Source organism: Chryseobacterium formosum (assembly GCF_026460885.1).
Lineage (GTDB): Bacteria > Bacteroidota > Bacteroidia > Flavobacteriales > Weeksellaceae > Chryseobacterium > Chryseobacterium formosus.
Map to the genome: position 1 here is coordinate 166376 of NZ_JAOVZW010000011.1, position 13568 is coordinate 179943.

At 36.2% G+C, this 13568-nt stretch carries 8 protein-coding genes; 7 read left to right on the forward strand and 1 reads right to left on the reverse strand.

Annotated features, from left to right (window positions below):
- Position 1: 1 nt before the first annotated feature.
- The 3 genes from nuoL (at position 2) to OF897_RS10500 (ending at position 4932) form a co-directional block, all read left to right on the forward strand.
- Complete coding sequence (gene nuoL / locus OF897_RS10490) at positions 2 to 1915, forward strand: NADH-quinone oxidoreductase subunit L (RefSeq protein WP_267265633.1); 1914 nt, start codon at positions 2 to 4, stop codon at positions 1913 to 1915.
- On the forward strand, positions 1915 to 3408 hold the full coding sequence (locus OF897_RS10495) for a complex I subunit 4 family protein (RefSeq protein WP_267265634.1): 1494 nt from the start codon (positions 1915 to 1917) through the stop codon (positions 3406 to 3408). The genes nuoL and OF897_RS10495 overlap by 1 nt, the downstream gene beginning before the upstream one ends.
- A 138-nt stretch (positions 3409 to 3546) precedes the next feature.
- Entirely contained in the window at positions 3547 to 4932 is a 1386-nt protein-coding gene (locus OF897_RS10500; protein ID WP_267265635.1) for an NADH-quinone oxidoreductase subunit N, read from the forward strand.
- 161 nt (positions 4933 to 5093) lie between these two features.
- Here the strand turns inward: OF897_RS10500 and OF897_RS10505 are convergent, their stop codons facing one another.
- A complete protein-coding gene (locus OF897_RS10505; protein WP_267265636.1) occupies positions 5094 to 5657 on the reverse strand; it encodes a hypothetical protein in 564 nt (187 codons plus the stop codon).
- A gap of 653 nt (positions 5658 to 6310) precedes the next feature.
- On the opposite strand from OF897_RS10505, the gene OF897_RS10510 reads away from it, so the two are divergent.
- The 4 genes from OF897_RS10510 to OF897_RS10525 all read left to right on the forward strand — a co-directional run.
- Positions 6311 to 7897 (forward strand): T9SS type A sorting domain-containing protein, encoded by a 1587-nt coding sequence (locus OF897_RS10510; RefSeq protein WP_267265637.1) that lies wholly within the window; start codon positions 6311 to 6313, stop codon positions 7895 to 7897.
- Between the two features lie 6 nt (positions 7898 to 7903).
- The gene (locus OF897_RS10515) at positions 7904 to 10765 is read left to right on the forward strand and encodes a hypothetical protein (protein WP_267265638.1); all 2862 of its coding nucleotides are present in this window, start codon (positions 7904 to 7906) and stop codon (positions 10763 to 10765) included.
- Between the two features lie 5 nt (positions 10766 to 10770).
- Positions 10771 to 11157 carry a four helix bundle protein gene (locus OF897_RS10520; RefSeq protein WP_267265639.1) on the forward strand — a complete coding sequence of 129 codons (387 nt, stop codon included), beginning with the start codon at positions 10771 to 10773 and terminating at the stop codon, positions 11155 to 11157.
- Positions 11154 to 13568: DUF6443 domain-containing protein (locus tag OF897_RS10525; protein WP_267265640.1), on the forward strand; the 2415-nt coding region annotated here is incomplete at its 3' end. The genes OF897_RS10520 and OF897_RS10525, both read left to right, overlap by 4 nt.

Sequence of the window (13568 nt, forward strand, 5' to 3'; positions counted from 1 at the left end):
AATGGAGAATTTAATATATGCAATAGTACTTTTACCACTTATAGGCTTTCTTATCAACGGACTTTTCGGAAAAAATCTTCCTAAGATTGTAGTCGGAAGTTTGGCAACAGCTGCAGTTTTTGCATCTTTTTGTATTGCGGTAAGCTTATTTTTAAATTTTGACTCTGAAAGTCCTGCGGTTGTTGTAAAAGCATTCGAATGGTTCAGAGTAAACGGCGTTCAGATCAATTTCGGATTCCAGATCGATCAGCTTTCATTAATGATGGTAATGATTATCACAGGAATCGGATCTTTAATTCACCTCTACTCTATCGGATATATGAGCCACGATAAAGGTTTCTATAAGTTTTTTACTTATTTAAATCTTTTCATCTTCTCGATGTTACTTTTGGTAATGGGAAGCAACTATATGATTTTATTCATAGGTTGGGAAGGTGTAGGTCTTTGTTCTTATCTATTGATCGGATTCTGGTACACCAACGAAGAATACGGTAAAGCAGCAAGAAAAGCCTTCATCATGAACAGAATCGGTGACCTTGGTTTATTGATCGGTATTTTCATGATTGCGTCTCAGACTAACTCTGTAGATTATATTTCAGTAGCACAAAATGCTTCTAAATTTGAATTAGACGGAACCATCATCATCTTTATCACAGCGAGTTTATTTATCGGTGCTGTTGGTAAATCTGCTCAGGTTCCTTTATATACTTGGTTACCCGATGCGATGGCAGGTCCAACTCCTGTTTCAGCATTAATTCACGCAGCAACGATGGTTACTGCAGGTATTTATTTGGTGGTAAGATCAAACTTCTTATTCACTTTAGCTCCAACTGTTCAGGGAGGAATTTTATTGATTGGATTCTTAACTGCTGCTTTGGCTGGTTTCTACGCACTGCGTCAAAACGACATCAAAAAAGTTTTGGCATATTCTACAGTTTCACAGCTTGGTTTTATGTTCATCGCTTTAGGTTTGGGAGCTTATTCTACCGCAATGTTCCACGTAATGACACACGCTTTCTTCAAAGCATTATTATTCTTGGGAGCAGGTTCAGTAATTCACGCAATGAGCAACGAACAAGATATGCGTTTTATGGGAGGTTTAAAAAAATACATTCCTATTACTCATATTACTTTCCTGATTGGAACATTGGCGATTTCAGGTTTCCCTTTACTTTCAGGGATGATCTCTAAAGACGAAATTTTGGTTGCAGCATTTGCTAAAAACCCTATTTACTGGGTAATGTTATTTATTTTAGCAGCAACAACCGCAGCATATATGTTCAGACTGTATTATCTTACTTTCCACGGAGAGTTCAGAGGTACAGATGAGCAAAAACACCATTTACATGAAAGCCCGATGAACATGACGTTACCGTTAATCGTTCTGGCAATTCTTTCAGTAATCGGAGGTTTTATTAATTTACCACACTTTATCGGTCACGGTCATTATGCTAAATTAATGGAATGGCTGAAACCAGTATTGACCCCGGAAAGCTTCAAGCAAATGGAAATGACTCTTTCGGGAGTAGATTTCAATACAGAAATGATTCTTTTGGGAGCAACTATTCTAATGTTCTTCACAGTTTGGTTCATTGTTAAAAACATGTACGTAAACAAGAAGAAAATGGCGAAAGCTGAAGAAGATTATACAGGTTGGGAAAAACTTTCTGCTAAAAAATTATATGTAGACGAACTTTACAATGCTTTAATTGTAAAAACTTTTGAAGGACTTGGACGTGGCGGAAAAATGTTTGACAAAGGCGTTTTAGACCGTTTTGTAGACTACATAGGTGAAGGTGCTGAAGACAGCGGAAAATCTATGAAGCGTATTCAAAACGGAAACGTTGAAAGTTATGTTTTAATCATGACTTTAGCTGTGGGAATTATACTGATTGTTAACTTTATATTACAATAATGTCTTATTTACTATTAACATTATTACTTTTACCTCTTGTAGGTTCGGGATTAGTTTTTGCGTGGAAGAATGCTTCCAGTAAATACTTGGCATTAGGAATTGCTTTGATTCAAATGTTGCTTACATTTTACATCCTTTCGGATTTCAATTTTGAACCGACGGTTGACAGTGTTTTGCAATACGAGATCAATTATCCTTGGTCGCAGTTTATAAAAAGTAACCTTCATTTCGGAATTGACGGGATGAGTTTGCTTCTTTTATTGCTGACCAATATTCTGTCGCCTCTAATTATTTTATCATCATTTAACGAAAACGTAAGCTACAAAAACTCGTTTTACGGACTTATTTTGCTGATGCAGTTTGGTCTTGTAGGAGTATTTACAGCTTTAGACGGTTTGTTATTCTATATTTTCTGGGAAGTAACGCTTATTCCAATCTGGTTTATTGCTGCTCTTTGGGGACAGGAAAACAAAAGAATGGAGTTCACAACAAAATTCTTCGTTTACACTTTCGTAGGATCTTTGTTTATGTTGGCGGGTTTAATCTATGTTTACACGCATTCAGCATCTTTCGCTCTTACAGATTTGTATAATGCAGATTTAGGTGAAACGCAGCAGACTGTTGTATTCTGGTTTATTTTCTTTGCATTTGCAGTGAAACTTCCGGTTTTCCCATTCCATACTTGGCAACCGGATACTTATACCTACTCTCCTACTCAGGGATCGATGCTTTTATCAGGTATTATGCTGAAAATGGCAATCTACGGAGTAATCAGATATTTATTACCAATTACACCAAGCGCTATTCTAGGAATTTCAGGACAGATTGTAATCATCCTTGCTATTATCGGAATTGTTCACGGTGCTTTAATTGCGATTATCCAGACTGATATGAAGAGAATCATCGCTTACTCTTCTTTCTCACACGTTGGATTAATGGTTGCAGGTATTTTCTCATCAGCAGTTCTTACTTTAAATGGAACTTTTACTACTGAAGGAGCTGAAGGAGCTTTAGTTCAAACTTTCGCTCACGGTATCAACGTGGCAGGTTTGTTTTACTGTGCAGATATTTTATACAAAAGATTCAAAACAAGAGATATCAGACAAATGGGCGGTTTGGCAAAAGTAGCGCCTAAGTTTGCGGTACTATTTCTATTGATTGTTTTAGGCTCAATGGGAGTTCCGTTGACGAATGGTTTCATTGGTGAATTTATCCTGATTAAATCTATTTTTGACTTTAACGTACTGGCTTCAATTATTGCTGGTTTAACGATCATTCTTTGTGCGGTTTATCTATTAAGATTTTACGGTAAAGCAATGTTTGGTGAAGGTAATACAGCAGTTTTGAGTACAGCTAAAGATTTATCAGCAGTAGAATTTTCGGTATTGGCAAGTATTGCAGTTTTTGTAATTCTATTGGGAGTTTTCCCTCAACCGATTATCGATATGGTAGGAAGTTCATTGAAGTTTGTTTATTCATCAATGAGTAATTAAAAGATTAAAAAAATTAAAAAATTAAGAGATTAAGAGACAACAGACAAGGATATAAGAGACCAAGAAAATAAGATTATAAAATCCCAACCTTGAATCTCAAATCTCAAATCTCAAATCTCGAATCTCAAAATCTATACTATGAGTGTTTTAATTATTGTTTTCCTGACGGCAGTTGCTGCATTATTCACGGGAGTTTTTGAAAAAGGAAAATTCGCAAGATACATTGGGATTTTCGGGTTAATCGTTGCATTGTATGTAAGCTTTTTACCTGAAGCATCTTTCTTCGAAAAGTACAGATTAATGTATGAGTACGGAGCAAATACGGCTTTGTTTACAAAAATCTCTATTGTAACGACTTTGCTTTTGTTCTTCCTGGGAGGTTTTGCATTCAGCAATCACAGAAACCATCAGTCAGAATTATATGCATTAATGCTTTTTGCATTGTGCGGCGGTTTTGTATTGTTCGGATACCAAAACTTGGTGACTTTGTTCTTAGGAGTTGAGATTTTGTCTATTCCGTTGTATGTAATGGCAGGTTCCAACAAAACTGATCTTAGATCAAACGAAGCTTCATTAAAATATTTCCTGATGGGAGCATTTGCAACAGGTTTCTTATTATTAGGAATTGCATTTATCTATGGAAGCACAGGAACATTTGATTTATACAGAATTCATGATTTCAGCACAGTAAACCCAACCAACGGAATGTTTATTCTTGGAGTGGTGTTAATGCTTTGTGCAATGGCATTTAAAGTTGCTTTAGCGCCTTTCCACATGTGGAGTCCGGATGTTTACCAAGGTTCACCTTCATTAATCACTGCTTTCATGGCGAGCGTGGTGAAAATCTCAGGATTTTATGCACTATTCAGATTAATGACGATTGGATTCTCTGGTGTTACTCACGAATGGATCAATATTTTAGGGGTATTCTTAATCATTACTTTATTGTTGGCAAATGCAATGGGTCTTGCTCAGACAAATGCTAAAAGAATGTTGGCATACTCATCAGTTTCACACGCAGGATATATCGGATTGGTGTTCTTCGGAATGAACGCTCTTTCTACTTATACATTGGCGTTTTACTTATTCGCTTATTCATTGTCTACAGTGGGAGTATTTATGTGTTTAATCTGGGTTGAAAAACTGAAAAGAGAAACTTCTTACGGAGCTTTCAAAGGGTTGGCTAAATCTGAACCGTTATTGGCAGTTTTAGCAACCATCTCTTTATTGTCAATGGCGGGAATTCCTTTAACGGCAGGTTTCATGGGTAAATTCTCATTATTTGCTCAGGCGTTAAGCAAAGATAACAATGCGTTCTTAGTAATTGTAGCAGTGTTAGGTTCAGCAGTATCAATTGCATATTATTTAAGACTGATTATTGCGATGTTCTTCTTTAAAGAAACAACCTTTAAAACATCAGAAAGAGTAACAATTACTTATAATATTGTTGCGGTATTTATTATCATTTCACTTGTTGCATTGGGAGTTTTCCCAGATTTGTTTGCAAAGCAATTCGGATTGTAATCTGAATCACATATAAAAAGTAAAACCTTCCAAAATCTGGAAGGTTTTTTTGTGAAGGATTAGTTCTTTTTGAAATTTTTTGTCATTTTGACATATTATTTTGAGAGGTTATCGCTCCGTCATGTCTCCGTCGTTCCTCCGTCAAAAACAGATTTGCTACATTATAACGTTTCAGACTTTTCTGTCATATTGGCAGGGTAATCAGAAGCAGTAATTGTGATTTTATCTCCTGACAAATCTAAGTTTAAAACTATAGCAGTATAAACCCATTCTGCGCCATTGTTTATCGCATTACCCTCTTCTACAAGAGAACCGTCTGCATTTTCTATTTTCACATTTACTGATACCACTTCAAAATCATCTGTTGCAATGATTCGGATTGTATCACCGGGGTTTCCAGTGTAAGCAGAAAGGTTGATTTCCTGAATTTTAGGTGCATTTAGTAAATCTGCTACCGCTACATTATAGGCACTGATTCCTTTGGAGTCATCAGACATCGTTTCATACATATGCTTTTTATCAGCATCATTCATTACCGTTTTTGCATACAAAACGGCCCGTTGAAATTTAAGCTTCTGAACTTCCTGTTTATCCGAAAGTTCACCAGTTCGTTCTTTCGGAGCTTTTGAAACGATGGTTTTGCCGTTTCTTTGGCTGAATACCAATAAGTCTCCTACTTTTCCACTCAATCCGTGGGTTACAATGTTGTTTTTACTTTCTGCCATTTTTATGTTTTTTAATTGTGAATAATCAAATATAAAAAAATTAAATAATATATAGGTAGGGATATAATACAGTAATTAAAATGTATTCTTATTACTGTATTATTACACTTATTCAACTAAACATAAATTAATCATAATTATTGTTTAATTAAATCACATTATTAAAATTACCGTATTTATACGGTAATTCTCTTTTAAAAAAATTTACTACTTTTGACTCATTATTTTTACGATAACACAGCGTAAGCTATCAACTTGGACAAAGAAAACTGCGAATCTTCATATGTATCCAAAATTGATAGACTTACGCCCGTGTACCTATATGGGCGCGGGCTAAGTCTTTCTGGATACAGGGTTCTTCGCAGTACCTCTTTGTCGGATTGGCTTTAGTTCTGCGCCTTTCGTTTTTTATAATCAACAAAAATCAGTTAATAAAAGTTTAGAATTAAAAATACTACGTCATAGTTTGTCGTATTTGCAATTGATATTTGCATTAAAGAAGTTTAAGACATAAAACAAACAGATGAAATGAGAAAAGAATATTTAAAGTTAAAAAATCATCAATTTTTAATCAACCTTATGGTTTTCCTCATAGAAGGAAATAAATATAGTTTTATATTAGCAAAAATTTAATAATCATAAAAACTCAAATTATGAAAAAGCTCTACATGAGTACATTACTACTATGTACTACCGCTGTATTGTATGCTCAGAATGTGATGTGGCAGAAAGACATTAAATCCTCTACTCAGGATTTTCTTTCGCAGGTTACCACAACAATAGATCAGCAATACCTGATTACAGGAAGCAGCATTCAGGCAAACAACAATCAACCATCAACAAACAACCAAAAACAGAACAACGGCTACGATTTCCATTTGGTAAAACTTGACCAACAAGGGAAGGAAGTTTGGGAAAAATATTTCTCGGGACAGAATCATGATTTTTTATCGGCAACTGTGGCTACGCAGGAAGGAGGTTTTCTTCTGTGTGGAACTTCATTTTCGGGGAAAGGTTTAGATAAAAAAGATGCTTCAAAAGGAGGATCTGATATTTGGCTGATAAGAATCAACGAATTCGGGGATGAACTTTGGCAGAAAACATTGGGAACTTCTCAGGATGAAGAAGCAAAGTCTGTCATTCAAACAACGAATTTTGGATTCATGGTCGCAGGAAATGTTCAGAACTCACGCAACGGTTTTGGCTCTAAAGATGTCACGGTGACCACATTGGATAAAAACGGTAAGGTACTTTCGGAATTAATTTTAGGAGGCAAAGGTTTGGATGAAGTGGAAAAAATGATTCCTACTCCTGATGGCGGTGCGTTACTTGGAATGTACTCAAGAAGTTCCGAATATATTGGAAGCAGGAAGATGGAAGCGGGAAGTTCAACCATCAACTATCAACCAAAAACCACCAACAATTTTGGCGAAGGCGATTTTTGGATTGTAAAGCTCAGCAAAGAAGGAAAAGTAGAATGGGAAAAGAATTTCGGAGGTAAAGGAGATGATCATTTAAGAACGATGGCTTTTACTTCATCAGGATATATCATTGGTGGAGAATCGAGATCTGAAAGATCGGGTAATAAGACCGTTGGAATTGAGGAAGGAACAGATATTTGGTTGATTTCTTTAAATACAAAAGGTGATGAACAGTGGCAGAAATCGTACAACTTCAAGAACCGTGATATTCTGATGGGCATGAACGTCATCAGCGGGAAACCATCAACCAAAGGCGTTTTATTGGGTGGCTACACTCAGGCAGAAGGAAGAATTGAAGCTGATGATGAGACATTCTGGATGCTTTACATTGACAATAACGGAAATGAGCAATGGAGAAAACACATAAAAGGAGAATCGAGAAAGAAAGAGGAAAGGCTTTCTGATCTGAAGATGAATAAAGACGGTTCAATTGTTTTGGCAGGAACGAGCGCTGAAGAATTAGGAAGAGAAAACTGGAAGATTGTGAAATTGGGAGACAGTCAGATTGACCAACTAATCGAAAAGCAGGATATTAAGATTTATCCTAATCCTGTATCAGATTACTGTTATGTAGAAGTGGGATTTGATTTTAAGGAGGCAGATATTATTCTTTACGATATGGGTGGAAGACAATTACAGAGCCTGAAAACTAAGAATAAGGTAACAAAGATGAATACGCAGAATTTGATTCAGGGAGCTTACCTGATTGTTGTGAAAACGGATACCCAAACTGCTAATGCTAAATTGATTAAAAAATAAAAACACATGAAAAAGATTTTAACAATATTACTATTCCTGATAAGTCTTGCCGTTATAGGTCAGGCGTACGAGTCTACCATACCAGGTTTAAATATCACAGCTCCAAGTGCTGCTGGTATTGCCAGCAAAATTAAATCTCCTTCAGCGCTTTCTACAGGTATTCCTGAAATAGGAATACCATTCTTTTCATTGGCTACTCATGATAAAAATGTTTCTTTTAATCTTGGATTAAGCTATCATCCCAACAATACATTTATGGAAAGCAAGGCAAGTGATGTGGGATTAGGATGGAACTTATCAGGAGCCGTTAATTTTATTTACCGGGAAGTAAATCCTGCTAGCGGAGCCCTTACCGATAAGTATCATTTTAGTTTTTTAGGTAAAGCAGGAAGTTTTCAGTTTAGAGATCAGATACTTTCTAAAATTACAGAGAATCAGTATAAGATTTCTGCCACAGAAACGGGAACCAATCTTTATAAATTTAAGATTATTGATGAAAACGGAGTTTCTTATTATTTTGAAACACTCGACAATTCCTATTATTTTTTAGATGCAAACGGGGGAATGAACGTTGAATTTACGGGATGCTATTATCTTACAAAAATTGATGATGTAAACGGTAATGAGCTTGCCGTGTTTGAATATCTGCAAGATAGCTATATGGTGCCCAGACATTTTACCAGTTCTACATTTATGCAAATTCCTGTAAAATCTTTAAAGCTCAGTAAAATAACAGCAGGAAATTTTGGAAGCATTCATTTTGACTATACATTTAATGCAAATGACAGAAAGTCTTATCAGGATCCTTTTCAGTTGAATTCGGTAGAATTAAGAAGCAGCGCCGGTAAAAGAATTGAGAAATATGTAATACAGTCGTATGCCGGATTAATAAATTATCCGTTAGGATTTATAGCTCAAGGCCCTAATTATGGATGCTTTACAGATGAAGGGCAGTCTAAAAGATTATTGAGTAAAGTTCTGAAATATGGTACGGGATCTTCTTATGAAACTACCGAAATAAAATATCCTATGTTTTATCCGGTAAATAATTTTGATTTTTTAGATTATTGGTCAGATTATCCCGGATTTGATCCTTCTTACAGATGTTTCAAAGAAGAATACAAAAATCCTAAATATTTAGGAGTAGGCTTGTTACAGAGTATCAAATATTCTAACGGCACTGAAATAAAGTACACTTTTGAGCCTAATCAATATTTCGTTGATAAGGCCAACCCAGATTATATGTTGTCTATGCCGCCCCATGAAGTTGTTGACAGAGAAGCACAATATTATGAGGACATCCTTATGTATCCTTTTAATGTACAGGCAGGACCAAATACGGTAACATTTACCCTGCCAAACAATACTGATCAACCGGATGGCTACAGTTACCTTTTGTTTCATTTAGCTGTGGGAGAGCTTTACACCAATGGACCATTCCAGCCGGCCGATGGTAATTATTTTATTAATGGTTCGCTAGACGGAGGTGCTGATGACATCAATGGACATAAAAAGTATCCTCCGGGACAGAATACATTTTCAATTGGTGGCACCGGAGGAAAAGGTACAGTTTTTATTAGCAGAGTACGATATCGATCTTTACCGGCAAAAAATTTTTCTACAGGAAAAGGAGTACGTATAAAAAGAATTGAATATCTTGATAACAATGTTGTTGCAGAGGCTTTAACGAGAAGATATGAATATAAAAGCTTTGACGACAACAGCAAAACAAGTGGTTTTTTAAATGATATTGAGAATGTACAGACGGTTGTTTACAAAAACGTAAAAGAAACGGTTGGTGAAAATAAAGGATATGCAAAATATTATTACAGAACGCTGTTTGATAAAACTGAAGCTGCTCAAAATCCTCAGGACTCTCTGGTGGTTGTAGGAAGTGAGATGCGTTATGTAAACATACTGTCTAACGGATTACTTGAAAAGAAAGAAATTTATGACAAAAATAATCATCTGATTCAGAAAGACACCATTATATCAAAGATGAAGTCTCTCAGCAGTTCTTATGTTACAGTAGCAGATTATTATGGTGTAACGGTAGATGCCATCAGAAACGGAATCGTTCAGAATCAAAAAACAATTTCTACGATCTACACTTCGTCAGGTAATTATTCAAGCACCTCAGAAATTACAAGAGACATCAGCGATTATAATATTATACAGCAAAAAAATACAGGTGCAGAGGGTACTGTCACAGAATCTAACATTACCTATCCCAAAGGAAGAGGGAACAGATTTGTGGCCAACAATATCATAACTGTTCCTATCAGTATAGAAACTAAAAAGAACGGTGCCGTGATTTCAAAATCTGAAACGAAGTTTGAGAATACAGCCAACTTCTACCCTACCTCACAAATCAGCTTTTTACCGGATAATCTAAGCCAAACCTTAAAAAGTGCTTCTTATGATATTTACGATGACAAAGGAAACCCTGTGCAGTTTACCGCTTTTCCGGATGCGGGTTCGGGCGGAGTTTCAACAACCATTATTTACGGATATAATAAAACGCTTCCTATTGCCAAAATAGAAGGTGCCAAACTTTCGGATATTCCCGCGAATCTTATAACTGCGATTGTGAACGCATCGAATGAAGATGCAGATGCTGCTCCTGCTCAGGAAGAAGCCAAAGAACAGGCACTTATTGCAGCTCTGAATACATTCAAGAACGATTCTGCTTTACAGAACTTTATGGTAACCTGCTACACTTATAATCCTTTGGTAGGAATTACCACCACAATTCCACCAAACGGGCTTATGGAACTCTACAAATATGACTCTTTCAACAGACTTCTTAAAGTAGTAGACGTAAACGGAAATACGGTAAAAGAGCACTTATACAACTATAAGAATTAGGCAGAATGAATAATGAAGAACTAAAAGAGAAAAATCAAAAGAAGAATTTTCTAAAAGAAAAAAGTCTTCTTTTCAGTATTGATATAGTAAGTCTCTACAAAAAACTAGCAGAAAATAAAGAATTTGTGATGTCTAAACAGATGCTCCGCAGCGGTACTGCAATAGGAGCATTGATACGAAAAGCAGAATTTGCCCAAAGCAAAGCAGATTTTATCAACAAACTGTATATTGCCTTGAAAGAAGCCAATGAAACACACTATTGGCTCGAGCTTTTGTTCAAGACAGATTTTCTTAGTACAAAAGTATTTCATACACACACCACGCATAATGATGAACTTATCAGCATGCTTGTAGCAAGTATTAAAACCTCGAAACAAACACTAAACCGATGAATAGAAATAATAATGAAAAACTAAAAAAGAAAAATGAAGAACCAAGAAAGAAAGATGGGAAAATATTTTTTTCACTTTTCACTCTTCTCTTTTCATTTTTATCGTATGCGCAATTGCCAAGCAACGAAAATTACATCTATACCAAAAATTATCTCTCAGCTGACGGAAGCAAGAAAACAGAAACCGTACAATATTTTGACGGTCTGGGAAGAGCCAAAGAAGTAGTACAGGTAAAAGCAACAGTTTCAGGAAAAGATCTTGTGGTGCCTGTAATTTATGACCAATCCGGAAAACAGTCGAAAACACTCCTGCCGATTCCTGTAACCACTTCAAATTACGGAATACATAATACCACTGAGGGAGATGTCAACAGCTATTATGGCGTTGCCAATGCTTTTTCTCAGCAGGAAATTGAGGCTTCACCTCTAGCCAGAGTCTTTGAAGTTGCCAATCCCGGAACAGAGTGGGCAATGTCTTCAGGGCATACCACCAAAATGCAGTATCTCACCAATATCGAATCTGATCAGGTGAAAAGATATAATACCGAAGTGTCTTGGGCAAATGCGACACTTACGACAACCATAAGTGGTATTACATTTTATATTCCTAATCAGTTATCTAAAAATGTGGTAACCGATGAAGACGGAAAAATAACCACAGAATTTAAAAACTCTGACGGGCAAACCGTATTGCTGAGAAAAGGAACAGGTTCGGGAAAGCTGGACACGTATTATATTTACAATGTTTACAACCAATTAGCATTTGTAATCTCACCCAAAGCAGAACAGCAGATTGCGGCAAACAATAATGTCATCACTTCACAGATTTTAAATGAACTGTGCTATCAGTATGTGTATGACAACCGTTTCAGGCAGGTAGAGAAAAAACTTCCGGGAAAAGGTTGGGAATATATGGTTTATGACCAGCAAAACCGTGTAGTCGCTTCTCAGGATGCCAATATGAAAAACAATACTGAGCAGCCGAACCGATGGCTTTTCACCCGCTATGACAAGTTTGGAAGAGTGGTCTATACAGGGAAATTTATCGGAGGAACAAGGTTACAGGAACAAACCAGTGCCAATGCAAAAGGTTTGAATAACGAAAGCCGAAATACATCATCATTTACCTTAAACGGACAAGAAATTTTCTATACCAATACAGCCTATCCTTCTGCTGCATTTGTGCCTTACACAGTTAATTATTATGATACTTATACTGCCACTGGTCTTGCTTCTACTTTTTATCCGCTTAATACGGATGTTTTGGAGTTTTACATGACCAACGGATCACAAAGTTTTTCCAGCAACGGGGTAAACAGTACAAGAAGTCTGAAATCGATGCCGACAAGCTCGTTTGTGAAAAACCTTGATGATGACAGCTGGTCTGCTTCACACATTTGGTATGATGCATTACTGAGACCTGTAGGAAGCAGGAGCGTTAATCATTTGGGAGGTTATACCAACATCGAAAAACAGCTTGACTTTTCGGGAGCCGTATTAAAAACCAATACCTATCACAAAAAGACCAATGCAGATCCTTCTGAAGTGGTGATTAAAGAAAGATTTGTGTATGATGATCACTTTAGAATGAAGCAGCATTACCATCAGGTAAATGGTAATACCGAAGAGCTTCTATCTGATTATACCTATAATGATCTGGGACAGGTTATCACTAAAAAAGTGGGCAATAATCTACAAAGCATAGATTATACCTACAACATCCGCGGAATGCTTACCAAAGTAAACAATCCTGATAATCTCGGAACCGATCTTTTCGGATACGAATTAAAGTTTGCCTCAACCTCAGACGCTTCTGTAGCACAGGCAAACTACAACGGAAACATCACTGAGATGATTTGGAAAAATTCGTCAGAAGATGTTTTGAAAAAGTACAGTTACCAGTATGACACCTACAACAGACTGACCGCAGCATTATATCAGGAGCCTAATTCTACGCTTCCACAAAATGGGTTGTATAATGAAACCATGGATTATGATTTTAATGGAAATATTACCGACCTGAAAAGAAACCAAAAAGGTTACAATGGCTTTCTGGAAGAAATAGATGAGCTGGTATATAATTATCAGAATACCAACAGAATGATTTCTGTTGTTGACAATAAAAATAACTATAGCGGTTATCCCGATACATCAGGAAATACAATTTCTTATGATGATAACGGCAATATGACCAATCATGTAGACAAAGGTATTTTGGAAATTAAATACAATGATTTTAATCTTTCGAAATATATTAAGTTTAATAATTTTGTACCGAGAGTAAGCGGTGATGTTTATCAAAACATAAGTTATGCTTACCGTGCAGATGGTGTAAAAATTAAAAAGATACATCATTACTTCTCTGGAAGAAACCGTAGAGATGCTTTTGCTACTACAGAATATATCGATGGT